The organism is Phytoactinopolyspora halophila, from assembly GCF_003287285.1.
Classification (GTDB): Bacteria; Actinomycetota; Actinomycetes; order Jiangellales; family Jiangellaceae; genus Phytoactinopolyspora_A; species Phytoactinopolyspora_A halophila.
Window position 1 is genome coordinate 137232 of sequence record NZ_QMIG01000004.1, and the last position, 26975, is coordinate 164206.

24 protein-coding genes and 1 pseudogene are annotated in these 26975 nt (G+C 66.5%); 8 read left to right on the forward strand and 17 right to left on the reverse strand.

Going from position 1 to position 26975, the window contains the following annotated elements:
* Positions 1-204: 204 nt before the first annotated feature.
* The 4 genes and pseudogenes from DPM12_RS07175 to pgsA all read right to left on the reverse strand — a co-directional run bounded on the left by DPM12_RS07175 (position 205) and on the right by pgsA (position 2526).
* Positions 205-705, reverse strand: coding sequence for a flavin reductase family protein (locus DPM12_RS07175; protein ID WP_158542803.1), 501 nt, complete (start codon positions 703-705; stop codon positions 205-207).
* A gap of 220 nt (positions 706-925) precedes the next feature.
* Positions 926-1195: pseudogene (locus DPM12_RS24085) on the reverse strand (helix-turn-helix domain-containing protein); the annotation flags it as partial.
* 201 nt (positions 1196-1396) lie between these two features.
* Complete coding sequence (locus DPM12_RS07185) at positions 1397-1939, reverse strand: CinA family protein (protein WP_112257614.1); 543 nt, start codon at positions 1937-1939, stop codon at positions 1397-1399.
* Complete coding sequence (gene pgsA, locus DPM12_RS07190; protein WP_211658582.1) at positions 1936-2526, reverse strand: CDP-diacylglycerol--glycerol-3-phosphate 3-phosphatidyltransferase; 591 nt, start codon at positions 2524-2526, stop codon at positions 1936-1938. The genes DPM12_RS07185 and pgsA overlap by 4 nt, the downstream gene beginning before the upstream one ends.
* Positions 2527-2653: 127 nt before the next feature.
* Here pgsA and DPM12_RS07195 point away from each other — a divergent pair, with 127 nt between their 5' ends.
* Both DPM12_RS07195 and DPM12_RS07200 read left to right on the forward strand, forming a co-directional pair.
* Complete coding sequence (locus DPM12_RS07195) at positions 2654-3451, forward strand: ABC transporter ATP-binding protein (RefSeq protein WP_112257728.1); 798 nt, start codon at positions 2654-2656, stop codon at positions 3449-3451.
* A complete protein-coding gene (locus DPM12_RS07200) occupies positions 3427-5151 on the forward strand; it encodes a hypothetical protein (RefSeq protein WP_112257615.1) in 1725 nt (574 codons plus the stop codon). The genes DPM12_RS07195 and DPM12_RS07200 overlap by 25 nt, the downstream gene beginning before the upstream one ends.
* 557 nt (positions 5152-5708) lie before the next feature.
* On the opposite strand, the gene DPM12_RS22780 is transcribed toward DPM12_RS07200, so the two are convergent.
* Positions 5709-6692 carry a type IV toxin-antitoxin system AbiEi family antitoxin domain-containing protein gene (locus DPM12_RS22780; RefSeq protein WP_123788432.1) on the reverse strand — a complete coding sequence of 328 codons (984 nt, stop codon included), beginning with the start codon at positions 6690-6692 and terminating at the stop codon, positions 5709-5711.
* A gap of 553 nt (positions 6693-7245) precedes the next feature.
* Here DPM12_RS22780 and DPM12_RS23120 point away from each other — a divergent pair.
* The gene (locus DPM12_RS23120) at positions 7246-7626 is read left to right on the forward strand and encodes a VOC family protein (RefSeq protein WP_158542805.1); all 381 of its coding nucleotides are present in this window, start codon (positions 7246-7248) and stop codon (positions 7624-7626) included.
* A gap of 102 nt (positions 7627-7728) precedes the next feature.
* Here DPM12_RS23120 and DPM12_RS07215 read toward each other — a convergent pair whose 3' ends face one another.
* The 3 genes from DPM12_RS07215 to dapA all read right to left on the reverse strand — a co-directional run bounded on the left by DPM12_RS07215 (position 7729) and on the right by dapA (position 12974).
* Positions 7729-10242: a DNA translocase FtsK gene (locus tag DPM12_RS07215; RefSeq protein ID WP_170313674.1), complete on the reverse strand. Its 2514-nt coding sequence runs from the start codon at positions 10240-10242 to the stop codon at positions 7729-7731.
* A 114-nt stretch (positions 10243-10356) separates the two neighbouring features.
* A complete protein-coding gene (locus tag DPM12_RS07220) occupies positions 10357-12045 on the reverse strand; it encodes a ribonuclease J (protein ID WP_112257618.1) in 1689 nt (562 codons plus the stop codon).
* Positions 12042-12974: a 4-hydroxy-tetrahydrodipicolinate synthase gene (gene dapA / locus DPM12_RS07225; protein ID WP_112257619.1), complete on the reverse strand. Its 933-nt coding sequence runs from the start codon at positions 12972-12974 to the stop codon at positions 12042-12044. Before dapA ends, DPM12_RS07220 begins: the two co-directional genes overlap by 4 nt.
* Before the next feature lie 84 nt (positions 12975-13058).
* Between dapA and DPM12_RS07230 the strand changes: the two genes are divergently transcribed.
* Together DPM12_RS07230 and DPM12_RS07235 are read left to right on the forward strand one after the other, a co-directional pair.
* A complete protein-coding gene (locus tag DPM12_RS07230; protein WP_112257620.1) occupies positions 13059-13853 on the forward strand; it encodes a thymidylate synthase in 795 nt (264 codons plus the stop codon).
* Positions 13850-14347, forward strand: a complete 498-nt coding sequence (locus tag DPM12_RS07235; RefSeq protein WP_112257621.1) for a dihydrofolate reductase — start codon at positions 13850-13852, stop codon at positions 14345-14347. The genes DPM12_RS07230 and DPM12_RS07235 overlap by 4 nt, the downstream gene beginning before the upstream one ends.
* 78 nt (positions 14348-14425) lie before the next feature.
* Here DPM12_RS07235 and DPM12_RS07240 read toward each other — a convergent pair whose 3' ends face one another.
* The 5 genes from DPM12_RS07240 to DPM12_RS07260 all read right to left on the reverse strand — a co-directional run bounded on the left by DPM12_RS07240 (position 14426) and on the right by DPM12_RS07260 (position 19968).
* A complete protein-coding gene (locus tag DPM12_RS07240; protein WP_112257622.1) occupies positions 14426-15541 on the reverse strand; it encodes an ABC transporter ATP-binding protein in 1116 nt (371 codons plus the stop codon).
* A complete protein-coding gene (locus DPM12_RS07245; protein WP_112257623.1) occupies positions 15433-16452 on the reverse strand; it encodes an ABC transporter ATP-binding protein in 1020 nt (339 codons plus the stop codon). The genes DPM12_RS07240 and DPM12_RS07245 overlap by 109 nt, the downstream gene beginning before the upstream one ends.
* Before the next feature lie 12 nt (positions 16453-16464).
* Positions 16465-17376, reverse strand: coding sequence for an ABC transporter permease (locus tag DPM12_RS07250; protein ID WP_112257624.1), 912 nt, complete (start codon positions 17374-17376; stop codon positions 16465-16467).
* Positions 17369-18292, reverse strand: a complete 924-nt coding sequence (locus DPM12_RS07255; protein ID WP_112257625.1) for an ABC transporter permease — start codon at positions 18290-18292, stop codon at positions 17369-17371. The genes DPM12_RS07250 and DPM12_RS07255 overlap by 8 nt, the downstream gene beginning before the upstream one ends.
* A 71-nt stretch (positions 18293-18363) precedes the next feature.
* Positions 18364-19968: a peptide ABC transporter substrate-binding protein gene (locus tag DPM12_RS07260; protein ID WP_123788431.1), complete on the reverse strand. Its 1605-nt coding sequence runs from the start codon at positions 19966-19968 to the stop codon at positions 18364-18366.
* A gap of 251 nt (positions 19969-20219) precedes the next feature.
* Here DPM12_RS07260 and DPM12_RS07265 point away from each other — a divergent pair, with 251 nt between their 5' ends.
* A complete protein-coding gene (locus DPM12_RS07265) occupies positions 20220-20771 on the forward strand; it encodes a GNAT family N-acetyltransferase (protein ID WP_112257730.1) in 552 nt (183 codons plus the stop codon).
* 64 nt (positions 20772-20835) lie between these two features.
* Here the strand turns inward: DPM12_RS07265 and DPM12_RS07270 are convergent, their stop codons facing one another.
* Both DPM12_RS07270 and dapB read right to left on the reverse strand, forming a co-directional pair.
* Positions 20836-21417 carry an ASCH domain-containing protein gene (locus DPM12_RS07270; RefSeq protein WP_112257627.1) on the reverse strand — a complete coding sequence of 194 codons (582 nt, stop codon included), beginning with the start codon at positions 21415-21417 and terminating at the stop codon, positions 20836-20838.
* A 35-nt stretch (positions 21418-21452) separates the two neighbouring features.
* Positions 21453-22193, reverse strand: coding sequence for a 4-hydroxy-tetrahydrodipicolinate reductase (gene dapB, locus DPM12_RS07275; protein WP_112257628.1), 741 nt, complete (start codon positions 22191-22193; stop codon positions 21453-21455).
* Positions 22194-22495: 302 nt separating this feature from the next.
* On the opposite strand from dapB, the gene DPM12_RS07280 reads away from it, so the two are divergent.
* Together DPM12_RS07280 and DPM12_RS07285 are read left to right on the forward strand one after the other, a co-directional pair.
* Complete coding sequence (locus tag DPM12_RS07280) at positions 22496-22957, forward strand: tRNA (cytidine(34)-2'-O)-methyltransferase (protein ID WP_112257629.1); 462 nt, start codon at positions 22496-22498, stop codon at positions 22955-22957.
* Positions 22958-22970: 13 nt separating this feature from the next.
* Positions 22971-23354, forward strand: coding sequence for a PNPOx family protein (locus tag DPM12_RS07285; RefSeq protein WP_123788430.1), 384 nt, complete (start codon positions 22971-22973; stop codon positions 23352-23354).
* 42 nt (positions 23355-23396) lie between these two features.
* On the opposite strand, the gene DPM12_RS07290 is transcribed toward DPM12_RS07285, so the two are convergent.
* Together DPM12_RS07290 and DPM12_RS07295 are read right to left on the reverse strand one after the other, a co-directional pair.
* Entirely contained in the window at positions 23397-24713 is a 1317-nt protein-coding gene (locus tag DPM12_RS07290; protein WP_425467571.1) for a M16 family metallopeptidase, read from the reverse strand.
* Positions 24710-26950: a polyribonucleotide nucleotidyltransferase gene (locus DPM12_RS07295; protein WP_112257631.1), complete on the reverse strand. Its 2241-nt coding sequence runs from the start codon at positions 26948-26950 to the stop codon at positions 24710-24712. The genes DPM12_RS07290 and DPM12_RS07295 overlap by 4 nt, the downstream gene beginning before the upstream one ends.
* Between the last annotated feature and the right edge of the window lie 25 nt (positions 26951-26975).

Below are 26975 nucleotides of genomic sequence, written 5' to 3' on the forward strand. Positions count from 1 at the left end.
ACCTCTAATACCTATTGGACCCTTGACGATGACACACGTGGATCAGCAGATCAGCTTCCTGATGGAGACCCTCGATCACCACGGCGTGGCCACCTGCGCGAACGTGTCCAGCCACGTCGATACGCGGACAGTCGATACTCGGGTATGTGATGAACACGCCCCGGGTCTGGACGCACGTCCGGGTAGCGACGTGATGGCCTGCTGTCAGTCGACGATGTCGCCAGGTGTCACGTAGGCGCGATCGACGTGAAGCAAGGGTGTTTCCCCGCGCATATCTGCCGGGACGCGCACCACCTCTCCGATGGCGATCGTGTGGTCACCAGCGTCGACGAACTGGTAGGGGGCACACTCCACGGCGGCCACGCCGCCGGTGAAGATGAGCTCGCCGTTGTCCGTGCGGCGCGTCGTCCAGGCGCTGAAGTCGTCGCGAGCACCCGGGTGCCGATGCCGTGCGCAGTAGCGGGCGACCTCGAGCTGGTCCACCGCGAGGAAGGTGAGAGACCAGCCGTCGGCCACGTAGATCGCGTCGTGGATGAACCCGTCCTTCTTCACACACACGAGGACGAGCGGCGGATCGAGTGAGACTGCCGACACCGCGGACACAGTCAGACCGCAGTCCCGGCCGATGGGATCCAAGGTGGTCAGGATCCCGACACCGCTGCCCAATCGAGCCATCGCATCGCGAAAGTCTGGCGCGTCGCGCACCTGCGCAGCATGCGGCAACATTTCGGGAACGGCGCCGGTGACGGATCGATGACGCTCGGATGACAGAGCCCGTACCGCCGGATCGAAGCTATGCCCGTTTCGGGGCTCCGGCTCACTCGTCATACCCAGTCAGCACCACCGGATGTCGAGAAATTCCTCCGGCGAGACCTCGCCAAGCTCACCCGACCGTGATGACGTCCCGCTCATCGAGCTCCTCGCGCGGACGGAGTTCGGTGAGTGCGCCGATCGCCGCGGCCTCGACGCGCATCATCTCGTCGCTCACATCACGGAGTAACTCCGACAACGGGATGTCGAGCGCACTGCAGATGGCTGCAAGCAACTCCGACGAAGCTTCCTTGCGTCCCCGCTCCACTTCCGAGAGGTATCCGAGACTGACACGTGCGGCCGCTGAGATCTCGCGCAGGGTGCGGCCCTGGGAGACCCGACGGCGTCGGATGACGTCACCGATGAGGCGCCTGACGAGAACCATGGGCCACCCCTTTCAAGGTCGGTCTCGACACTTGCGTACTACCACCGTACCCTCCGACGCCGGAAAGCCCACGTCGAGGAGTACCGATCGATGGTGAACGTGTCGCGACCGTGATCGATTCCACCTGTTCACGCTCGTATATCGTCTCAACCACCTGCACTATTCCGGCACCCAGCCCTAACCGCGAAGGCGCAGGCCAAGTCACGATCCAGCCGGCCACGCCTCGGCCACTGCACGCAACGCGGACAATGCCGCCACAACCGCCGCAGAACGAATTTCGCCCCGGCTGCCTTCCAGCCGGCTCGCACCCGTGAACGACGTCACGCTCGCTTCCGGCGAATTCCCGCCGGCAGCGTCCCCGCCGCCCGGCGCCGCCACGATCGCCACGAACACGGTTCCCGGCGGGTGCCCATCCTGCGAATCCGGGCCGGCCACACCCGTCGTCGCCAACCCGATATCAGCACCCAGCTCGCGGCGGCAACCAGCGGCCATCTCCACCGCGGTCTCGACCGCCACCGCCCCGTGCCTGTCCAACACCGCGCGATCGACGCCGACGACATGCGCCTTGGACGATGTGGCGTAGGCCACGATTCCACCACGGAAAACCGACGATGCCCCTGCAACACTGGTCAGCGCGGCACTGACCAGCCCGCCGGTCATCGACTCGGCCGTGGCCACCGTCACGCCGTGCCGGCGCAGGCTGGCGATCGTCTCGGCCGCGGCGACCTCGATCGCGTCCGTCATACCGTTCCTCCACGAGAATCACGGCTGAGCCGCACTGCCTGCAGGACGTAGTCGATCCCGGTCACGATCGTCACGGCGACAGCGACGGACATGACGGTGAGCTGAACGGGATCGACGGCATCCGGCAGGGGCAGAATGAACAAGCCCAATGCCACAGCCTGCAGCGCCGTCTTCACCTTGCCCCCGCGCCCGGCGGGCAGAACGCCACGGCGAATCACGACGAACCGCAACGCCGTGATCCCCCACTCGCGGACGAGCACCACCACCGTCACCCACCACGGCAGGTCACCGATCACCGAGAGGCCGACGAACGCCATTCCGGTCAGCGCCTTGTCGGCGATCGGATCGGCGATCTTGCCGAAATCGGTCACGAGCCCCCGACGGCGAGCCAGCTCTCCGTCCGCCCGGTCGGTCACCATGGCCGCCGCGAAGGCCGTGAACGCCACGAGCCGCGATGCGTCATCGGATCCACCATCACGCAGAAGGAGCCACCCGAACAGGGGGACCAGCAGAAACCGGAGCACCGTGATGGCGTTCGCCACGTTCCATGCACTCGGCGACGGTCTGGAGCGGTGCACATCGGACACGCCGCTAGCCTAGAGCCTGTGACCGCGCGCGTGCGCAAGCCGGGGCTCGTTACGCCACGCGTGCCGCCTCACCAGTCACCGACTCTCTAATAGTCTCGTCTACGTGAGCACCGACGCGGCCCACCGTATCCACCCACATGGGGGGCCCGACCTTCCCGAGACGCCACCTGCTCTGGCCTTGCGAAGACTGGTCAAGCGGTTCGACCGGACCGTCGCCGTCGACGGCTTGGAGCTCGACGTGCCGACGGGCTCCTTCTTCGGCCTGGTCGGTCCGAACGGTGCCGGTAAAACGACCACACTGTCCATGACCACCGGCCTGATTCGCCCGGACGCCGGGACGGCGTGCGTCCTGGGCCACGACGTCTGGGACGACCCCATCACGGCGAAACGCCTCCTCGGCATCCTGCCGGACAACCTCACGCTCTTCGACCGCCTGACCGGGGCACAACTGCTCGAGTACATCGGGCGCCTGCACGACCTCGACCGGGAGCTCGCGCGCCAGCGAGCACGGGAACTACTCGACGTGCTCGATCTCTCCGACGCCGCAGACACGCTCGTCGTCGACTACAGCGCGGGGATGACGAAGAAGATCGGTCTCGCGTGCGCATTGATCCATGGTCCGCGGATCCTGATTCTCGACGAACCGTTCGAATCGGTCGATCCCGTCTCGGCCGCAACCATCCGCAGCATCCTGCGCACGTTCGCCGCCGGCGGCGGCACCGTCGTCATCTCCAGCCACGTGATGACACTCGTGGAGCAGCTGTGCGACCACGTCGCCATCATCGCCCGGGGCCGGGTCCTCGCCTCGGGACCAATCGACGAGGTGCGGCACGACGATTCCCTCGAAGACCGGTTCGTCCGGCTCGTCGGCGGGCATCGAGAGCTTGGAGAAGAGCTGGCATGGCTACGTTCCTCCCGGCCATAACACTCCGTTCGTCCGCCCGGCAGGGCAACGAGGACCATCTCACCGAGCCCGTCGATGCCGCCAGCAGCTGGATACAGTTCGTCATGCTGGTCGTCGCGCTGAAGTTGCAGCTGCTCGGCAACGGCTTCAAGGTCTCGAACGCGCGTCTGGTGGCCGGGTTGATCGGTGCCGCGGCAGGGTTCGGCGTCACCGTCACCGGTGTCTACCTCATCGCCCAGCTACGCACCGCCCAACCCTCCGACACCTACCTCGTGCTGGTCATCGGTGGCAGCCTGATCGTCGTCGGTTGGCTCCTGCTTCCGGTACTGATCTTCGGCGTGGACGAGTCGATCGACCCCCACAAGTTCGCGCTCCTGCCCATCCCGCGCAACCGCCTGCTCGTCGGGATGCTCGCGGCCGGATTCGCCGGGCTTCCCGCGGCGGCGACACTGGTGATCTCGGTCAGCACCGTCATCCCCTGGTCCAGGCACGCACTTGCCGCGCTCGTCGCATTCCTCGGCGCCATCCTCCTCACCATGTTGTGTGTCGTCGCCAGCCGGATGATCACGACCGCCTTGTCCGAGGTACTGCGTTCCCGTCGCATCCGGGATCTGCTCTCGGTGTCCGGACTGCTCGTTGCCGGCTCGCTCGTCTTGTTGCAGCTCGGCCTGCCATCCATGGCGCAGCTCGCCACCCGCGAGTTCACCGAGCAACTCGCCGGCGTCCTCGCCTGGACCCCGCTCGCCGCCGCGTGGGCCGCTCCCTACGACGTCGTCACCGGTGCGCCGGCTCTCGGTTTCGCACGGCTGGCGATCGTCGCCGCCACCATCGCCGTGCTGATCCTTCTCTGGGGGTATGCGCTGCGCCGTTCCCTGGAGCGCGGCGCCGCCATGCCGGGGAATCGCATCCGGTCCCGCCCGTCTCACACCACGCGCATGGAATCGAGCACCAACACGCTCGCGCCATGGTGGGCGCGCAGATTCCTGCCCAGCACGGTCACCGGAGCGGTCGCCGCGCGAGTGCTGCGACTGTGGTGGCGCGATCCCCGGCAGCGAGTCAGCCTGCTGATCATCCCTATCGTTCTCGTCGCGCTCGTCGCCGGGCCCTCGATCGCCGGCTTGCACGACGATGTGCTCGTTCTCGCCGCCCCCGGCATCGGGACACTTCTCGGCCTCATGATGCTCAACCACACGGCGTACGACGGCACCGCCTTGTGGATGCATCTGGCAGCATCGTTGCCCGGCCGAACCGACCGTGCCGGACGCGCCCTGGGGACAGCCGTCTGGGCCGTACCCGTTGTCAGTATCGGTGCGATGTTCGTCTGCCTGCTGGTAGACCGCCCGGTACTGCTGCCCGCCACCGTTGGCAGCTCCGTCGGTACCGTGTTCGTCGGCCTGGCATTTGCCTCGATCACGAGCGTGGTCATCGCCTTTCCAGCAGCTCCCGCCGGTGCCAACCCGTTCGTCAGCCCGAGCGGTGGCAACGTGGTCGTCGTGCTGCAGCAGTTCCTGGGAGGACTGGTGGTCGGGCTCCTGTCCCTGCCGATCTACCTCAGCCTCGGATTCGCGCTCTGGTGGCAGCCCGACCTCGGATGGCTCATATTGGCCGGTGCTCCGGCGTACGGGCTGGTGCTGCTGCGGCTTGGAAACCGGATCGGCGGACGCTACCTGGACGAACACGGTCCAGAGCTGCTGCGCCGCATCACTCCGTCGCGCACATAGACGGCACGATCCGAATCAGCCTCACCGCACCGGCTCACCCCGGCCGACTCACGCCGCCAGCTCACCCCGGCCGACTCGCCCGGCCAGCTCGCCCGGCCGGCTCACCCCACCCACACCAGCTCACCCCGGCCGACTCACGCCGCCAGCTCGCCCCGGCCACGCCAGCTCACCGTGGCCGCACCAGCCGATGCCACCGACTCACCGCATCAGCCCCCACGGCGCCGGTCCAACCTCGCCAGTCCACCTCGCTACACCTCTCCGTCCGCTCCACGTCGTGCCGATATCCGGCCATGCACGTTGAATACCCCTGGAGAGCGCCTAATTGAGAGGAAATCACGTGGGACCACCGTGCACGGCGCGTGGGATCAGCGTGCACGGCACGTGGAGTCGGCGGGCGTGGGACCAGCGTGCACGGCACGGGCTCGGCACGGGGGCGTATCCCCCGGGGGTCGCCCTGGCCCGAAGCGGATCCACACCGGCTGCCGCTACCCTGCCTGGCCACTCCACACCGTTCCCCTGTCAGCCGGTCCACGCCGCTCCCCTGTGGATTCATGGTGTCAGCCCATGGGCGGCACCCCGTACATCCGCGCGGCGATTCTGGACTGGCGCACGATGCGATCAAGTATCGAGCGCGGTTCATACATCGCCTCTGCTGGAGTCCAGCGCACCACGACGAAACCTGCCTCTTCGATACGCATCTGCCGCTTCTTCTCGTCGAGCAGTACCTGGCCGCTCGTCGCCCACGTGGGGTTCGTGTACTTCTGGAAGCCATCCACTTCCCCGACGAGCCGGTACCGGCGCCACAGGAAGTCAGCCCGGATACCGCCCCTTCCCTCACCAACCACCCACGCGTTGCACTCCGGCAACGGGAACGCAGCCGTGACGAAGGTGGCATAGGAGCAAGACTCCCCCGGAGATTCTCGGGTGACCGAGGCATGGTGGGCGACGGAACGCGCGTCGTGGCTCTTGCCCCATCCCGCCATTCGGTCGCTGACCTTCGCCAGCTCACCCGGCTCGATGACGCGGCCGTGAAGCCCCGCGTCCGCGATGACCAAGCCGGCACCGAAACCGTAATGACGTGCTACGTCCAAGGCCGTCCGAGCTGGTGAAGCGCTCAACACGTCACGTACGACGACGAACTCGCCCTCCACGAGTGGCCCGGTAGCCCGCACACGTAAGCCCGGGTAGGACCGTTGTCCGCCGGGTCTCTGACCGGAAGAACCCGGCCCGCCGGCACGCCGCACGGTGGAGAGCTCCACGACATCCGGCTGGCCGCGTGGCACTGGCAGTTCGAGGAGGAGCGCTGCGGAATAGCCACTCGCCCAACCACGCTTACCGATGGCAAGCCATGCAGCATATAGGTGGATGGCATGCCGGTCTGCGGGCGAGCTCGCACTCTTGTCCCAGACGTCGCGTTCACAGTAGATGCCGCGCCGTAACCGGACGAAGCGCCCGGAACGGTGGGCCCACTCGATAGTGCGCCCCGTGACGCCCCGAGCGAGCAGATCCGCGACTTTGTAAACCCCGGGTATGCCGACCATGCCGGCAGAGCTTGCCGCATGATGCCGGAGACCGCATCTCGCTATCCACAGGCTCGGAACCCGGCATGGACGACTCTGCCCGTCACCGTGAGCCCACGTGCATACCGTCTCGCCGTCGATTTCGAGCCCCGTACTCGTTCCTCCATCGCGATGCTGTTCGTTCCATCGCGATGCCATGCACGTTGAATGTCCGCGGGCAACCGCTTTCCCAGCCGAATTCACGTGGAATCAGCGTGCACGGGACGTGGACCCAGCGTGCACGGGACGTGGGCCCAGCGTGCACGGGACGTGGGCTCAACGTGCACGGAGTTGGAATCCGGCTGACAGCAGCGGTGCCCGACCTCGGAGTCGGGGCCACGCCGATCGGAACCGCGGCCACGGAGTCGGTTCCCCGACGCCGCAGTCGGGGTCTCGTCAGTCGGGCCTCGTCAGTCGGCGCCGCGGGCCGCGGCGCCGAGGTTCGCCAGTCCAGGCCCTACCGTTCAACCGGTGGGCTAGTCTCGACGAGGTCGGACAATGCGCACGCGGCAGAAGACGGCGAAAGGAACCTGTGATGTTCTCCGGGCTGGGCAGGATGGTCATTCTCGTGGAAGATCAAGAGGAGGCTCTCGTCTTCTACCGCGACGTTCTCGGCTGTACGGTACTGTTCGACCAGACCACCGACGGTTTCCGATTCCTGCACGTCGGTGTCCCCGGCCAGGAAGACGTCGGGCTCTGGCTCATGCCCGCCGGCGACGGTGAGCGCCAGCTCGTGGGGCAGCAAGCTGGTGAACGGCCACTGCTCGTCTTCTACACCGAGGACATCCAGCTGGTGCGCGAGCGGCTGGTCAGCCATGGGGTGGAGATCTGGGCCGAACGGGAGGACCCGGGCAGCCGCTCGCTGCACTTTCGGGATCTGTACGGCAACGTCGTCATCGCCGCGCAGCTGAGATAGCCGCCACCAGATCCACGACGCCGCTCTCTGCGCTGATCATGAACACAAGACTAGCCATAGACGATGCCTAGTGTTCATGATCAGCGGAGAGAGGCGGTGGGATTATTCGCCGCGGATGGTCGCCAGCGTCTCTTCGAGATCGTCCGGCTTGATCAGCACATCTCGTGCCTTGGAGCCCTCCGACGCGCCGACAATTCCCCGGCTTTCCATCAGATCCATCAGGCGCCCGGCCTTGGCGAAGCCGACCCGCAGCTTGCGCTGCAACATCGATGTCGATCCGAACTGCGTGTTCACGACGAGCTCGGTGGCCTGGCACAGCAGATCGAGGTCGTCGCCGATGTCTTCGTCGACCTCCTTCTTCGCCGACGCCGGGGCCGTGACGTCCTCGCGGTAGGTGGGTTCGAGCTGGTTCTTGCAGTGCTGGACGACGGCCGAGATCTCGCTCTCGGTGACCCACGAACCCTGGACCCGGATGGGCTTGCTCGAACCCATCGGCAGGAAGAGGCCGTCACCCTGCCCGACCAGCTTCTCCGCGCCCGGCTGGTCCAGGATCACGCGGGAATCGGCCAGCGACGACGTCGCGAACGCCAGCCGCGAGGGCACGTTCGCCTTGATCAGGCCGGTGACGACGTCGACCGACGGACGCTGTGTGGCCAGCACCAGATGGATGCCGGCGGCCCGGGCGAGCTGGGTGATACGCACGACCGCGTCCTCGACGTCGCGGGGTGCCACCATCATCAGGTCGGCGAGCTCGTCGACAATCACCAACAGGTAGGGATACGGCGAGAGGACACGCTCGCTGCCCTCGGGAGCCTTCACCTGACCCGAGCGCACGGCCTTATTGAAGTCGTCGATATGCCGGAAACCGAACTCCGCGAGGTCGTCGTAGCGCATGTCCATCTCGCGCACGACCCACTGCAGCGCCTCGGCCGCCTTCTTCGGGCTGGTGATGATCGGCGTGATGAGATGCGGAACGCCTTCGTATGCCGAGAGCTCGACCCGCTTGGGGTCCACCATGATCAGCCGCGCCTCGTCCGGCGTGGCGCGCATGAGCACCGAGGTGATCATCGAGTTGACGAAGCTCGACTTACCCGAACCGGTGGCCCCGGCCACCAGCAAGTGCGGCATCTTCGCCAGGTTGGCGACGACGAAGCCGCCCTCGACGTCCTTGCCGAGCCCGGCAACCATCGGATGGTGATCCTGGCGAGCCACTGGGGATCGCAGCACATCCCCCAGGCTGACGATCTCCTTGTCGGTGTTCGGGATCTCGATTCCGATGGCGGACTTGCCCGGGATGGGCGACAGGATCCGGACATCGGCGCTGGCCACCGCGTACGAAATGTTCTTGTTCAGCGCTGTGACCTTCTCGACCTTCACCGCGGCGCCGAGCTCCACCTCGTAGCGGGTGACCGTGGGACCACGCGTGTAACCGGTGACTTCCGCGTCGATGTTGAACTGCTGGAATACACCGGTCAGTGCCTCGACGATGGCGTCGGACGCGGGTGACCGGGCCTTGTGCGCGGTGCCCTGCCGCAGCACGTCGCTCGACGGCAGCGCGTAGGTGATGTCGCCGGAGAGGGCCAGCTGCTCGACGCGTTGCGGCACCGGCGTGTGCGGGGGCGGGTCGGTGGTGGATGTGCTGCTGTCCGCCGACGGCGGAGGTGGCACGTCGTCGGCCGTCGCGTGATCCTTCGCCTTGCCTGGCTTCGTCGTGCTTCCTGGTTTCGACGGCTTGTCTTGCAACACCGGCGAGTCATAGGGCTCGTCGTCGGCCGAGTCGAGACCGGCTTCCTTGCGCCGACGTGGGCTCACCGGCCGCGGCTTGTCATCTTCTTCGGGCCTGCGGAACCCGAGAAAGACGACCGTGCGGTCCCAGAACACCGCGGCGTAGGCCGGGATCTCGTACATCGGGATGCCGATGACCACCAAGATCCCGAACACGGTCAGCAATCCCAGCAGTGGAACCGTCACCCACACGGTGAGCAGGTCGGCCAGCACCGTGGAGGCGACGTAGCCGACGGCGCCACCCGAGCGCTGCAGTGCCTCCGCACCGTCGACCGGGCGTGGCATACCCCCGGCCACGTGAGCGAGCCCGAGTGCGCCGAGCGAGAGGCACGTCCACCCGAACACCTGGCGGTTGGTCGGCGCGTTGCGATCCGGCCGGCGCATGAGCCGCCATGCGGCCATGAGCAACAACACCGGGACGACGTGCGCTGCCGTGCCGACGGCACCGGCCAGCACGTCGTGGATCACGGTGGCGACGGCGCCGTCGATCGACCACCACATCACCGCCGCGACGATGATGGCCGCGCCGATGAGCCCGAGCGCGCCACCGTCACGGCGATGTTCGGTGGGAATGTCGCGGGCAGTCGAGCCGATCCGCCGGGCGATACTCCCGATGAGATGAGCGAGCCCCATCCAGACGGCACGGATGCCCCGGCCGATGGCACGCACCAGCCGCAGGCCCGGGCCGGCCCGGCCCGGCCGGCGCGCCGGCGGACGCCGTTGCGGCGAGCGCCCTCCCGAGCTACGTTGCGCCGGACGCTTGCGCGTGGCGCTGGACGACGTACGCGACCGCGAGGACGCTGCGGGGGCAGAGGTCGTACGGGTCGCCATAGAGATCAGGTTACAGGTGACTCACCCATATCTTCAGTCACATTTGTCCCGGCGCGCCGGATCAGCTTTCGACAACCACGCAGCCGGGTCAGTCTTCGACGACCGTGCGCCGGATCAGGATTCGACGACCACCGGGATGATCATCGGCCGGCGCCGCAGCCTGCCACCGACCCAACGGCCGATGGTGCGCCGTACGGTCTGCTGGAGCTGGTACGTGTCGGCGTTGCCGCTTTCGGCAGCGTTCTCCACGGCCTTCACCAGCTCGGGACGGATCTCGTCGAATACGCTGTCTTCCTCGGCGAACCCCCGGGCGTGAATCTCGGGACCCCCGGTGACCTTGCCCGTCACGGAGTCGACCACGACGACGACGGAGACGAAGCCCTCCTCCCCGAGAATGCGCCGATCCTTCAGCGACGCCTCGGCGATGCCGCCGACGTTCGAGCCGTCGACGTAGACGTATCCGCAGGGGACGGCACCGACGATGCGGGCCACGCCGTCGACGAGATCGACGACCACGCCGTCCTCGGCCAGCGCCACCCGTTCCCGCGGGATGCCGGCACGCATGGCGATCTCGGCATTGGCCTGAAGGTGCCGCGCCTCACCGTGGATGGGCATGACGCTATGGGGTTTGACGATGTTGTACGCGTACAACAGCTCGCCGGCCGATGCGTGACCGGAGGTGTGCACCATGGCGTTGCCCTTGTGCACCACCGTGGCACCGGCTCTCGTCAGCCCGTTGATGACCCGGGAGACCGCGTTCTCGTTGCCGGGGATCAGCGACGAGGCGAGGATGACGACGTCGCCCTCCTCGACGCGGATCGCCGGGTGATCGCGGTTGGCGATCCGCGACAGCGCCGCCATCGGCTCACCTTGCGAGCCGGTCGACATCAGCACGAGCTGGTCCGGCGGGATGTCGTCAATGCTCTTCAGATCGACCAGCGTGCCACCCGGCACCGACAGGTAACCGAGATCGCGGGCGATACCCATGTTGCGCACCATCGATCGCCCGACGAACGCGACCTTGCGCCCGTGCGCCACGGCGACATCCAGGACCTGCTGGACACGGTGGACGTGGCTCGCGAACGACGCGACGATGATCCGGCCCGGCGCCGTCACGAACGTGCGATCCAACACCGCGGCAATGTCACGCTCGTGCGGCGTGAACCCCGGCACCTCGGCGTTAGTGGAGTCGACGAGAAACAGGTCGACACCGGCGTCGCCATGCCGGGCGAATCCGTTGAGGTCCGTCAACCGGCCGTCGAGCGGCAACTGATCCATCTTGAAGTCGCCGGTGTGCAGGATCGTTCCGGCGTCCGTGCGGATCGCCATCGCCAGGCCATCGGGAATCGAGTGGTTGACGGCCAGGAATTCGACCTCGAACGGGCCGAACCTCTCGACCTGCTGCTCCTTCACTTCCAGCTGGAACGAGTCGATCCGGTGCTCTTTGAGTTTCGCCTCGACCAGCGCCAGGGTGAGCCGGGACCCGACGAGCGGAATGTCCGGCTTCTCCCGCAGCAGAAACGGCACTGCCCCGATATGATCCTCGTGCCCGTGGGTGAGCAGGATCGCCTCGACGTCGTCCAGGCGGTCACGGATGTAGTCGAAATCCGGAAGGATCAGATCGACACCGGGCTGATGGTCTTCGGGAAACAGGACACCGCAATCGATGATCAGCAGGCGTCCCCGGTATTCGAAGACCATCATGTTCCGGCCTACTTCACCCAGGCCGCCCAGCGGGACGAGGCGCAGCGCCTCCGGGGCGAGTGGTGGTGGTTCGGGAAGCTCGGGATGCGGGTGGCTCACAGCAGGCCCGCCTCCGCGAGGTCGGTGCGCATCTGTGCGACCTGCTCGTCAGTGGCGGGAATCAGGGGCGAGCGCATCTGGCGGCTCGCGATGAGTCCTGATGCGTGAACAGCCGCTTTGACCATGATCGCTCCTTGGGTTCGGGTCATGATTGCGCGCACGGCCGGGATGAGCTGGCGGTGCAAGCGTAGTGCCCGGACGAGGTCGCCGGAGTCGATAGCGCGCGTCATCTGAGAGTACTCGCGGGCCGCGACATGGGCGACGACGCTCACCACTCCCACCGCTCCATGCGTGAGCAGTGCCAGGTTCAGTGCGTCCTCGCCAGAGTAATACGCCAATCCAGTACGGGCCATGACCTCTGAGGAGGCGAAAATGTCGCCCTTGGCGTCCTTGACGGCCACGATTCGTTCGTGTTCGGCGACCCGGAACAGGGTGTCGGTCGCGATGGGCACCACCGAACGTCCCGGGATGTCGTAGAGCATGACCGGGAGATCCGTGGCATCGGCAACCGCCGTGAAATGCCGACGCACACCTTCTTGCGGGGGGCGGCTGTAGTAGGGCGTCACCACCAGCAAGCCGTGCGCTCCCGCCTTCTCCGCCGAACGGGCCAGCTCGATCGTGTGATGGGTGTCATACGTGCCGACGCCGGCCACCACCTTGGCACGTCCCTTGGCCGCATCCAGCACCGTGCGCAATAGCGCGTCCTTCTCCGAATCGCTCGTGGTGGGGCTCTCCCCCGTGGTCCCGCTCAGTACGAGACCATCGCAACCACGCTCGATGAGATCTTCGGTCAGTGCCGCCGCGCCGTCGAGATCCAGCGTCCCGTCATCGTGGAACGGGGTCACCATCGCGGTCAGCACCCGACCGAACGGTGCCGACGCCGGAGTACCCGTCGTCGCAGCAGCAAGGGTGAACAGCTCGTCGGCCATGCATGGAAGGTTACCGTTTCTACCGCGGCCTGGCGCACACCTGTCGCCCCACATTCCAGTGTCCGCGGTGTTAGATTGCGAGACGTGCGGCAGTATCTCGACCTCCTCGGCCACGTGCTCGGCTCCGGAACGCGGAAACCGGATCGCACGGGCACCGGAACGCTCAGCGTCTTCGGTTACCAGATGCGCTTCGATCTCGCAGCCGGGTTCCCCGTGGTGACGACGAAGAAGCTGCACTTGAGGTCGGTGATCACCGAGCTGCTGTGGTTCCTGCGCGGTTCCACCGACGTCGGCTGGCTGCACGAGCGTGGCGTCACCATCTGGGACGAATGGGCCGGTGACGACGGCGACCTCGGCCCTATCTACGGCTACCAGTGGCGCTCGTGGCCCGCCCCGGACGGCACGGCCATCGACCAGATCGCCCAGGTCGTCGAGTCGATCCGGACCCATCCCGACTCCCGGCGCCACGTGGTCAGCGCGTGGAACGTCGCCGACATCGAGCGCATGGCGCTGCCACCGTGCCATACATTGTTCCAGTTCTACGTCGCCGACGGCCGGCTGTCCTGCCAGCTCTATCAACGTTCCGGCGACATCTTTCTCGGCGTTCCGTTCAACATCGCCTCGTATGCGCTGCTGACGCTGATGGTCGCGCAGGTCTGCGATCTCGAACCTGGCGAGTTCATCCACACCCTCGGTGATGCCCACCTGTATCTCAACCACGTCGAGCAGGCACGCCTTCAGCTGGAACGCGAACCGCGACCGTTGCCGCGGATGGAGCTGAACCCGCACCGGCGCACCCTCGACGAGTTCGAATACGAGGACTTCGAGCTGATCGGCTACGATCCGCACCCCGCGATCAAGGCACCGATCGCGGTATGACGATCACCATTCTCGCGGCCGTTGCCCGCAACGGCGTGATCGGTGTCGCCGGCGACCTCCCGTGGAAGATCTCTGAGGACCTCAAGCGGGTCAAGCGGCTGACCACGGGCCACGTGCTGGTAATGGGACGCAGAACCTACGAGTCGATCGGCCGTCCCCTGCCTGGGCGCTCCACCGTGGTCGTCACCCGACACCCGGCCTGGTCAGCCGAGGGCGTGCACGTGGCGGCATCCGTGCCCGACGCGTTGCGGCTGGCGGCATCGCTCGACGACGAGATCTTCGTCTTCGGAGGGGCGGACATCTACGCCCAGACCCTGGACCTGGCGCATCGCCTCGAGCTGACCGAGGTTCAAGACGCCCCCGAAGGAGACACGTACTTCCCGGCCGTCGATTGGTCACAGTGGCGCGAAGTCACACGCGAGCGGCACGACGGCTTCGACTTCGTCACCTACGAACGCGACACCACTCCGCGGGCATCCGCGCCGGCCACCTAGTGCCGTGAGCCGGCCGGACGCGAGGATCCCTGGCGGCCCACGCGAGGGGCGAGGGCTCAGGCCGCGAGGGGCAAGGGCTCAGGCGACGGGATGGCGTACCTCGGCGTAGTGGCACGCGGCCGGATGCCCGTGGCCGAAACGGTCGATCAGCGCCGGGTCCTCCTCGGCACACTTCTCGTCCGCCTTCCAGCAGCGGGTACGGAAGTTGCAGCCGGACGGCGGATCGGCCGGGTTGGGCACGTCGCCTTCCAGAACGATCCGGTTGGCCTTCGCCGCAGCCGCCTCGTCCGGATCCGGGTTGGGGGCGGCAGACAGCAGGGCCTGCGTATAGGGGTGGGTGGCTTCGTCGTAGATCGCCTTCTCGTCGCCGATCTCGACGATGCGGCCCAGGTACATGACGCCGACCCGATCTGAGATGTGCCGGACCACCGAGAGGTCGTGGGCGATGAAGATGTACGAGAGGCCGAAGTCGTCCTGGATCTCCTCCAGCAGGTTCATCACCTGCGCCTGTACCGAGACGTCCAGCGCCGACACCGGCTCGTCACAGACGATGATCTTCGGCCGGAGCGTCAGCGCCCGGGCGATGCCGATGCGCTGCCGCTGACCACCAGAGAACTGGTGCGGGTAGCGGTTCATCATGGACGCGTCGAGACCGACCCGCTCCAGCAGCTCGCCGGCACGTTTCTTGCGTTCCCGGCGCGGCACCGTGTCCCGGTGGATGTCCCACGCCTCGGTGACGATGTCCCCCACTGTCATGCGCGGGTTCAGCGAGCCGTAGGGATCCTGGAAGATGATCTGGATCTCGCGACGCAGCTTCCGCAGCCGCTTGGGCGACATGGCGAAGATGTCCTCACCCTCGAACGTCGCGGTACCGGCAGTCGGCTCCTCGAGCCGGACAAGCGTCTTCGCCACCGTCGACTTTCCGCACCCGGACTCACCAACGATGCCGAGAGTCTCCCCGCGTGCGAGCTCGAACGAGACGCCGTCGACGGCCTTCACTGCACCGATCTCGCCCACACCCAGAAGCCGCCGCCCGAGCGGGAACTCCTTGACCAAGCCGTCGACCTTGAGCAGCGGCTCTCCCGTCACGAGAACACCTCCTCGGCAAAATGGCAGGCACTTCGCCTGCCTGCGACGACCTCGCGAAGCGGCGGATGCTCGTTCACGCACGTGTCGGGTCGCATGTACGGGCATCGCGGGTGGAACGGGCAGCCCGACGGGATGTTCGCGAGGCTGGGTGGCGCCCCGGTGATCGGCACCAGTTTCTGATCTCCATGCGTGGCTTTCGGCATGGAACTCATCAAGCCCTCGGTATACGGGTGAGCGGGGTTCTTGAAGACACTGTAGACGTCGCCTTCTTCCACCACTCGTCCCGCGTACATGACCGACACCCGGTGCGCCATGTCGGTGACGACGCCGAGATCGTGGGTGATGAGGATCAGCGACATCCCGAGGTCCCGCTGCAGATCCTCGAGCAAGGCCATCACCTGCGCCTGGACCGTCACATCCAGGGCCGTGGTCGGTTCGTCGGCGATGAGCACCTCGGGATCCAGCGCGAGTGCCATGGCGATCATCACCCGCTGGCGCATACCGCCCGAGAACTCGTGCGGATAGTCGTCCACCCGCGCGGCAGCGTACGGTATCTTCACCAGCTCCATCAGCTCGATCACCCGAGCGCGGGCATCCCGCCGCGACATGCCCCGGTGGACCCGCAGCTGCTCGCCAATCTGCCAGCCGACCGTGAACACCGGATTCAGCGCGGACAGCGCGTCCTGGAAGATCATCGTAATCGACTGCCCGCGCACCTGATGGTGAAGGTGCCGGTTCGCCAGCAGATCCTGGCCGTGGAACAGGATCTCACCGCCGGTGACGAATCCGGGCGGGCTGTCGATCAGATCCATCACCGCCTGTGCGGTGACGCTCTTACCAGAGCCCGACTCTCCGAGAATCGCCAGCGTCTCACCGCGGTCGAGAGCGAAGCTGACCCCGTTGACAGCGTTGACGGTCCCGTGCGGGGTCCTGAACTCCACCGAGAGGTCGCGAACCTCGAGCACGGGCGCTGTCGCGGACAGCGTCACGTCAGGCTCCAGGGCGGGTCCGGTCATCACAATCGGTCCTTACCGTAGCTTGGGGTCGAGCGCATCCCGCAGCGCGTCGCCCATCAGGACGAACGCGAACACGGTCAGCGCGACGAACACACCGGGGAAGAAGATCAGGTGCGGGTCGGTCAGGATCTGGGTCCGGGCGCCGGAGAGTTGCAGGCCCCACGAGATCGCCGGGAGTTGCAGCCCCACCCCGAGGAACGTCAGTGATGCCTCGGCGGCGATGATCAAGCCGATGAACACCGTCGCATAGACCACGAGGGGCGCGAGCGCATTCGGCAGGATGTGCTTGCGCATGATCCGGAAATCGCTGGCCCCGAGCACCTTGGCCGCAGCGACGTAGTCGGCACTCTTCGCCGCAATGACCGACGAGCGCATGATCCTCGTCATGATCGGCCAGCTGAACACGATCAAGGCGAGCGCCACGTGGGGTATTCCCCGGCTGTCGATGACGGAGAGGAACACGATAGCGCCGAGCAGGAACGGCAGCGCGAACACCAGATCGGCGAACCGCGAGATGACGCTGTCTTGCCAGCCGCCGTAGTAGCCGGCGATCAGACCGAGAACGATGGCGACGAAAGCCGTGAGGGAGGTGACGGCCACCCCGATCACGATCGACGCACGCGCACCATAGATGACCCTCGAGTAATAGTCGCAACCTTGCAGGTCGAAACCGAACCAGTGGTCGGCACTCGGGCGCTCCAGGGAGCGCGACAGATCGCACGATCGCGGATCGATACTGGTGAACAGCTGCGGGGCGATGGCCATCACGATCAACACCAGGATGAGCAGCGCCGAGACGACGAAGAACGGGTTGCGGCGCAACTCCCTCCAGGCGTCGCCCCACAGGCTCGCCGCGCCCGTCTGGCCGCCGGCCGTCGCCTCCTGGGAGGCGGACCGATCCTGACTCGCAGTTGTCTCAGTCATACCGAATCCGTGGGTCGAGGTAGGCGTAGAGGAGGTCGATGACGAGGCTGAGCGTCACGAACACGAGAACGAACAAGGTGACAATACCCACGACGACGGTTCCTTCCTGCTGCTGGATCCCGCGGAACACTTCGCGGCCCAGCCCGGGCAGGTTGAAGATCCCCTCGATGATCACCGTGCCGCTCAACATGGTTCCGAGGTCGGCACCCAGGAACGTCACCACGGGAATCAACGAGTTCCGCAGCGCGTGCCGGCCGACCACCCGGGTCCGGCTGAGCCCTTTCGCCGTCGCCATGCGCACATAGTCCGCCCGCAAGTTCTCGAGCAACGACGTTCGGAGTAGTCGCGCGACCAGCGCCATAGACGTCGAGGCGAGCATGGCTCCCGGCAGGATGTAGCTGTACCAGCCTTGATCGATTCCGGCGATCGGGAACCAGCCGAGGTGCAGGCCGAAGACCACCTGGCCAATCATCCCGAGGACGAGCGTCGGGATGGCCACCAGAACCGTGGTAGAGACCTGGACCAGCGAATCGACGAAGCCCTGCCGCCGCAGGGCGGCGAGGATTCCCGCGAGGCCGCCGATGACACCCTGGATCACCAACGCGCTCACCGCCAGCCGGATGGACACCGGCACGCGTTGGACGATGATGTCGTTGACCGGTCGACCGGAAAACGTGGTGCCGAAGTCACCCTGCAGCAGCCCCAGCATGTACTTCCCATACTGGATCAGCAGCGGGTCGTTGAGATTGTACCGCTCCCGCAACGTCTCCTGCACGGCGTCACTCAGCGGGCGGTCACCGGACAGTGCCCGGATCGGATCTCCCGGAATAGCGAACACCAGAGCGAAGATGATGAAGGTCGCTCCGATCACCACCGGCAGGAACTGGAGCAACCGCCTGATCACATAGCGTTTCATCGCACCCGGCCCTTACACCTGGTGAGGGCCGCCCACCAGGGGGCGGCCCTCAACCGATGACGACGTCTACGTCACTCCGTGACCTGGATCTGTTCGACCCGCACGAACGTCCGCGGGTCGACCTCGACGTTGCTCACCCGGTCGGTGTGCACGGTGGTGCGTGTCTCGTACCACAACGGGATGATCGGCAGGTCCTCCAGGAGGATGTCCTCGGCTTCCTGGTACAGGGCGTCGGCCTCCGCCTGATCCTGGACGCCGTTGGCCTCCGTGATGAGGTTGTCGAACTCCTCGTTGGAGTAGTGCGTGTAATTCGAACTCACGCCCGTGGTGTAGATCGGCTCCATCGCGTACTGCGGGCTCGGGTACGACAGCACCCAACCCAGCCGGAACGGCCCCGTCACCTCGGCGTTGTCGTGCAGGTCAAGGTACTGCGCGAACTCGAGGTCCTCGAACGAGATCTCTTCGACACCCAGGTTCTCCTGCCACTGGTTGGCAATGGCCTCGACCCAGTCCTCGTGACCCGCACCGGAGTTGAAGTAGAGCGTCAGCTCGTCGGGCCCGCCGGCCTCGTCGTACATCTCCGCGGCCGCCTCCGGGTCGAAGTGGCAGTAGTCGCAGGCATCCTCACGGTGCTGGGGCAGCACCGGCGGGATGACAGCCGTGGCCGGGCTCCGGGCGCCGTTGAAGATGGCGTCGATGATCGCCTGGCGGTCGATGGCCATCGACATGGCGTGCCGGACGTCCGGGTCCTGGAACTCCTCCTGGTACAGCGGGAATCCCATGTACGTGAACGACGAGGTGTCCGTCCGGACGAGATTCTCGCCGAAGTCGTTCTCCACCGTGGTCTCGCGCTCCGGCGGGATCTGCTTGAGGACGTCGAGTTCTCCGGCCTGGACGTCCAGGTAGGCGGTGTTGATGTCATCGTAGATCCGCCACACGATGCGGTCGGCGACGCCCGGGTCGTCGCCCGGCCAGTCCTCGTACCGTTCCATGGCGATCTCGACGTCGTGCTGCCACTCGCCGTCCATCTGGTACCGGCCGTTGCCGATCGGGGACTCCTGGAAGGCCTCGATGTCCTCGAACGCCTCGTCCGGCAGCGGGTAGAAGCCGGTGTAGCTCAGCATGATCGGCAGCGGCGAGAACGGCTCGTTGAGCTCGATCTCCAGCGTGGTGTCGTCGATGACCCGGACGCCTTCCAACTCCTCGGCGTCGCCATTGATGACATCCTCGTAGCCCAGGATCTTGTCGTAGAAGTTGGCGTTCTGCTGGGCGTTGTCGGGGTCCACCACCCAGTTCCACGTGTCCGCGAACGTCTGCGCCGTGACCGGGTCGCCGTTGTGGAAGGTGAAGTCGTCACGCAGGTTGAACGTCCACGTGACATTGTCTTCTGTCTCCCAGTCGGTGGCGACCACGCCATACGCCTCACCCGTGTCGTAATCGACCGCGGTGAGTCCGCTGTAGAGCTGCTCCAGCACGGAGCTTCCGCACACTTCGCTGGAGTTACCGGTCATCAGGTTCTGCGGTTCACAGTTATAGATGGTGAACTCGCCACCCGACTCGGCCGCCTCGTCCGGGGCGTCGGTCGAGTCGTCGTCATCCGATCCGCAGGCGGCGGCGACAAGCGCCACTGTTGCAGCGAGAATCGCCGCTCTCGTTCCCGTTTTCTTGATAATCACGACCAATGTTCCTTAGTGACGTAGGGAGTTATCGGTGAGCATGAACATACCTACCCAACCCCGTATGACCAAAGCACAGCGAGAAAGGAACGTAACGATGTTACGCACCTGATATGTTAACTCTTCCGAGAACAGGTACACGATAGCCCTCACGACTCCGGTCACGCCCGAACCGGGCACGAGGGCTCTTCCAGGAGCCGACCACCCCCGGTTGCCCCGATCGCCGATCCCGCGACGTTAGGGTGGAACGTGTGGCTGAGCAACCCGTCGCCGACAAGAGCGTCCGTATTGCCTGGGCAGCGGATGCCGAGGCCATCGGTCAGGTGCAGGCGCGAGCGTGGCTGCGCTTCTACGGCACCCTGCTGCCCCAGCAGCTCCTGAACGAGATCGACGGATCGGCGTTCGCCCAGGTGTGGCGGCAATCCGTGACTCGGCCACCCACGGCGAAGCACCGGGTACTGGTGGCACTCGACCACGGCCAGGTTTGCGCGTTCGCCGCCACCCAGCCCTGCGACGACCCCGATGCCTCGGCCACCGACGGCGAGATCTCCGCCTTTCACGTCGACCCGGACGCGCTGGGCCAGGGCCACGGCTCACGGCTGCTCACCGCGGCCGTCGACACCCTGCGCGCTGACGCCTTCCAGCATGCCCGGATGTGGATCGTGGCAGGCGACGATCCCCTGCGCCACTTCGTCGAATCGGCCGGCTGGGCAGCGGACACTGCCCATCGCACCCTCGACCTGACCGGTGACGAAACGGCCACACTCAAGCAGATCCGGGTCCATACCGACCTCGGCTCTTGAGGTGATCGAGGCCGAACGTGGCCGTGATGGCGGCTCTTTCCCACCCCCGATTTTCCGTCCCCGATCACGAGGGGTCCGCCAGGTAAGCCCGCCCCCGGGGTGACAGCTGATAGCCGATGTCCAGGCTTTCGGTCAGCCCGAGGTTCTTCAGCTTGCGCACGTCGGCCTTGAAATCGTCCCGTTCGCGGCCCATCATCGCCGCCAGGTCGCCCGCCCGGCGGGCCGGATGTTCGCCGATCAGCCGAAGGGTGTCACGAGTCCATGCACCGGAGCGTGATGCCTGGTCGAGCCGGTCGAGCCGCCGGTCGATCTCCGCCCGCTCGTCGTGGTCGAGCTCGCTCTCCCGGGCAAGCTCGGCACGTGGATCCGAGCGATCGGACCGGCGGAACTCGATCCGGTAGGTGGGAAGGGTGTCATCCCCGCGCAGCTCGTATACCAGGCTTGCTGCATCCGGGTATCCGGCGGCCCGCGCATCCCCATCACTGATCGAAGCGGGGTCGACGATGTCGACGGCCAGCACGTCGATGATCCCGGCACCGGTGCGATACGAACGCCCGGCGACAGCCTGCCGACGCTTCCACCGGCGGAACGTCAGCGTGATCGAACCATCCTCGATACCCGCCCAGAACCGCTTCTCGAAGAGCATGGGAACGAGGATAGGCCCGCCTGCCGGTGCCCCGGTTACAGGTCGAGGTAGTGATCCAGCCCGACCGTCAGGCCGGGGCGAGAACCGACATTGCGCACTCCGATCAGCACGCCAGGCATGAAGGAGACGCGGTCGAAGGAATCGTGCCGGAGGGTAAGCGTCTCCCCCACCGCCCCGAACAGGACTTCCTCGTGCGCGACGAGACCGCGTAGCCGTACGGCATGCACGGGCACGCCATCCACGTCTGCGCCACGAGCACCGTCCATACTGCTCTCCGTTGCATCCGGAGCGGCCGGCAGACCCGCATCGCGACGCGCCTCGGCGATCATCCGAGCCGTCCGCATCGCTGTACCGCTCGGTGCATCCACCTTGTTCGGATGGTGCAGCTCGACTACCTCGGCGGACTCGTAGAATCGGGCAGCCTCGGCGGCGAACTTCATGGTGAGCACGGCGCCCAGGGCGAAGTTCGGCGCGATCAGTACGCCGGTCCCCGGCGCCGCGGCCAGCGCGCTGCGCACCGAGTCCAAGCGTCCCTCATCCCATCCGGTCGTTCCCACCACGGCGTGCACTCCACGGCTGATGGCGTGCTGGACATTGCCGAGCGTGGCATCGGGCACCGTGAAATCGACGGCGACGTCCGCCCCACCGAGATCTCCCAGGTCGTCTCCGGCGTCGAGCTGGGCGACCAGATCGAGGTCGGGTGCATTGTCCACTGCTCGGCAGACCTCTCGTCCCATCCGGCCCAGTGCACCGAGAACCGCAACGCGTATCGTCATGCCCCTAGTCTGACGGACGCCCGCAGCGGTCGTGTCACGGCCACTTCGATGGTCAAACATGCGCGAAAGGAGTCATTTCGGCGTTTTGATGCACGTCTCGGTATCGAAGTGCCGCGCCCGGACCTGACGGCCGTGTCGGTGCCGGCTGCCGCGCCTGGATCTGGAAGCCAGCCTCCAGGTAGGGCATGTCGAGCGCGACCGGCTAGGCTTGATGCCCACCTGAGCGAGGCTCTCCGTCCCCGGCCAACGCCGTCGTCAGGTATCCAGATGACCAGCAGATCCGGCAGGCAAAGAGCGCATCGGTGTTCAACGTCGTCTTCTACCAGCCCAGGATCCCACCCAACACGGGCAACGCGATCCGCCTCGCCGCGGCTACGGGTGCCCACCTGCACCTGATCGAACCGCTCGGTTTCGACCTGGAGGACGCCAAGCTGCGCCGCGCCGGCCTCGACTACCACGACCTGGCGAACGTCACCGTCCACCCGGAGATCGCCGCCGCGTGGACGATGCTGTTGCCCGCCAACGTCTACGCGTTCACCACGGATGCCACGCTGGGTTTCGCCGACGTCTCGTACCATCCGGGCGACGTCATGCTCTTCGGCCCCGAGCCCGACGGGTTGCCCGCCGACGTCCAGGACGATCCCGCGGTCACGGCCCACGTACGCATCCCCATGATCCCGGGCCGCCGGTCTCTCAACCTGTCCAATTCCGCAGCCGTGGCCGTCTACGAGGCATGGCGCCAGCACGGATTCGGCGGCGCCTGACATGATGAGCCCCATGTACCTGCGACTCCCGCGACGGATGGCGCGATTCAACCGGATCGTCACGAACCGCGTCATGGGCTTGTGGGCGCCCTATCTCCCGCCCTGGGCGGTGATCGTGCACCGGGGCCGGCGCAGCGGCCGCGAATACCGAACCGTGGTGTGGGCGTGGATACGCCGCCCCACCGTGGTGGTCGCGCTCACGTACGGTCCCACCGACTGGCAGCGCAACGTGGCTGCCGCCGGGAAGGGCCAGATGATCCGCCGGGGACGGACCTGGACGCTGACGAATCCACGTGTCGTCACCGCCGACGAGAGCCGGACACTTCCGTGGGGGACCCGGTGGACCGCCCGGGTCTTCGGTTCGGCATTCGTCGCCGAGCTGAACACCGGAGGCTGAACACCCAAGGCGGGCCTGCCCAGGCGGGTCAGTCCAGGCGGGTCAGTCCAGGACGGACTCGAACCGGGACGTGTCGTCGAACGGACCAACGACCGCCAGAGCCGGGCGCGATGTCAGCAGCCACGACGCGAGCTCGCGCACATCGTCCATGGTCACAGCGTCGATTCGCGCCAGGAGCTCGTCGATGCTCGGAAGTTCGTCATACACGAGCTCGGACTTGGCCAGTCGGCTCATACGGGCGCTGGTGTCCTCGAGCCCGAGCACCAGGCCACCCCGCATCTGCCCCTTGCCGCGCATCAGCTCGTCGTCGGTGATTCCCGACGACGCGACATCGGCCAGGATGCCGCGGGTCACCTCGAGTACTTCGTCGGCCTTGCGCGGGTGACAGCCAGCATAGACACCGAACAAGCCAGCCGCCGCGTGCTGCGCGGCGAACGAGAACACCGAGTACGCCAGTCCGCGGTTCTCCCGGATCTCCTGGAAGAGACGCGACGACATACCGCCGCCGAGCGCCGCGTTGAGGACGCCCAGGGTGAAACGCCGGGTGTCGTTGCGCGCCAATCCCGGCATCGCCAGCAACAGGTTCGCCTGTTCGATGGGCCGGGACATCAGGGTGACACCGCTGTCGACACCGGGAGCGGTACCGCTCGTCCGCGCCCTGGCCGGAAGGTCGTCTCCCGCGAGGAAGCCGTTCGGGGCGAACGCCTCCGACACGATCTTGACGACGTCGTCGTGCTCGATGTTCCCGGCGGCGGTGACGACGATGTTCGGGGCGCGATAGTGTTGCTGGTAGTACTCGTACACCGTGTCACGCCGCATTTGCTGGATACTCTCGGCAGTACCCAGGATGGAGCGGCCCAGCGGGCTGTCGCCCCACATGCGGGCGGTGAGGAGGTCGTGCACCGCGTCCGACGGGTCGTCGTCGCGCATCGCGATCTCTTCGAGTACCACCTCGCGTTCGGCGTCCACCTCGGCCGCCTCGATCGACGACGACGTCACCATGTCCGCCAGGACGTCCACGGCCACGGCGAGATCGGCGTCGAGGACGCGGGCGTAGTAGCAGGTGAACTCCTTCGCGGTGAATGCGTTGATGTCACCCCCGACCGCCTCGATCTCCGAGGAGATGTCGAGCGCGCTGCGCCGCCGGGTCCCTTTGAACAGCAGGTGTTCGAGGTAGTGGGTCGCCCCGGCCTCGCCCGGACGCTCGTCAACCGATCCGATGCCGATCCACACGCCGATGGCCACCGAGCGCACGGTAGGCACGGCTTCGGTCAGTACCCGCAGCCCTCCGGGAAGGACGCTGCGCCGCACCGGCCCAGCGTCCTCGTCCAGCACAGTGCTCGTCTGCACGGCGGTCACTCCGAACCGGCCGTGACCGCATCCTGGTTGGCACTCTGCGCCTCGTCGACCACGGGAGTCAGCGACAGCTTGCCACGATCGTCGATCTCGGTGATCTCGACGTCGAGCTTCTGCCCGACCTCCACCACGTCGTCGACGCTCTCGACGCGCTTGCCGCCGGCGAGCGACCGCAACTTCGAGATGTGCACCAGGCCGTCCTTGCCCGGAAGCAAGGAGACGAACGCGCCGAAGCTCGTGGTCTTGACGATGGTGCCGAGGTAGCGCTCGCCGACCTCGGGCATGGTCGGATTGGCGATCTCGTTGATCGCCTTGCGGGCGGCCTCCGCGGACGGGCCGTCGACGGCTCCGATGAAGATGGTGCCGTCGTCCTCGATCGCGATCTCGGCTCCCGTGTCCTCCTGGATCTGGTTGATGATCTTCCCTTTCGGGCCGATCACCGAACCGATCTGGTCAACGGGGACGTTGACGGTGATGATGCGCGGGGCGTGCGGGCTCATCTCGTCCGGCTCGGAGATGGCCTCGGCCATCACGTCGAGGATGGTCAGCCGGGCATCACGAGCCTGCTCCAGAGCCGAGCTCAACACCGACGCGGGGATGCCGTCGAGCTTGGTGTCCAGCTGCAAGGCCGTGATGAACTCGCGGGTGCCGGCGACTTTGAAATCCATGTCGCCGAACGCGTCCTCGGCACCGAGAATGTCGGTGAGCGTGACGTAGCGCTGTTCCTTCGTCCCTGCCTCGTTCGCGATCTCGCCGGAGATGAGCCCCATGGCGATACCGGCCACGGGGGCGCGCAGCGGAACACCGGCATTCATGAGCGACATCGTCGACGCGCACACCGATCCCATCGAGGTCGACCCGTTCGAGCCGATGGCCTCCGACACCTGCCGGATGGCATAGGGGAACTCCTCACGCGTGGGCAACACCGGCAGGATCGCTCGCTCCGCCAGCGCACCATGCCCGATCTCCCGCCGCTTGGGGGTACCGACACGGCCCGTCTCCCCGGTGGAGAACGGCGGCATGCTGTAGTGATGCAGATACCGCTTGGATGTCTCCGGTGCGAGCGTGTCCAGCTTCTGCTCCATGCTGAGCATGTTCAGCGTGCTCACGCCCAGGATCTGGGTCTCGCCCCGCTCGAACAGCGCCGAGCCGTGAGCCCGCGGGATGGTGCCGACCTCGGCAGACAGCGTACGGATGTCGGCCGGCCCGCGGCCGTCGATGCGTACCTCGTCCCGCAGGATCCGCTCCCGGATCGCCGATTTCGTCAACGCGCGGAACGCGGTGGCGATCTCCTTCTCGCGTTCCGGGAAGCGCTCGGCCAGCTCGGCGAGGACATCGTCGCGAATCTGGTCGAGCTGCTCCTCGCGCTCCGTCTTCGACTCGATGGTCAGCGCACTGGCCAGCCGGTCACGCGCGCTGGCTTCGACCGCAGCGTAGACGTCGTCGGCGTAGTCGAGGAAGATCGGGAAGTCGACGGTCTCGCGTGCCGCCTTCGACGCGAGTTCGTTCTGGGCGTCAACGAGCTTGCTGATGAACGGCTTGGCTGCATCGAGCCCGGCCGCGACCACCGCTTCCGTCGGCGCCGTACGCTCGTTCTTCACGTGCCGCCAGGTGTCGACGGTCGCCTCGGCTTCGACCATCATGATCGCGACGTCGCCATCCGGTAGCACCCGGCCGGCGACGACCATGTCGAACACCGCATCGGACATCTGGGAGTGCAGCGGGAACGCCACCCACTGGTCCTCGATCAGCGCCATCCGGACGGCGCCAACGGGCCCGGAAAATGGCAGACCGCTCAGCTGGGTGGAAGCCGATGCCGCGTTGATGGCGACGACGTCGTACATGTGCTCCGGATGCAGGGACATCACCGTGAGCACGACCTGCACCTCGTTGCGCAACCCGTGCGCGAACGACGGGCGCAGCGGGCGGTCGGTGAGCCGGCAGGTGAGGATCGCGTCCTCGCTCGGGCGGCCCTCCCGCCGGAAGAACGAGCCGGGAATCCGGCCCGCGGCGTACATGCGCTCTTCGACGTCCACTGTCAGGGGGAAGAAGTCGAGGTGCTCTTTGGGCTGTTTCGATGCCGTCGTCGCCGAGAGCAGCATCGTCTCGTCGTCGAGATAAGCCGTGGCCGAGCCAGCGGCCAACCGGGCCAGATGGCCGGTTTCGAAGCGAATCCTGCGGGTGCCGAACTGGCCGTTGTCGATGACAGCCTCGGCGGAATGGACTTGCGGACCCGTCATGGGTCACCCTCCTCGTCGTTCAAGG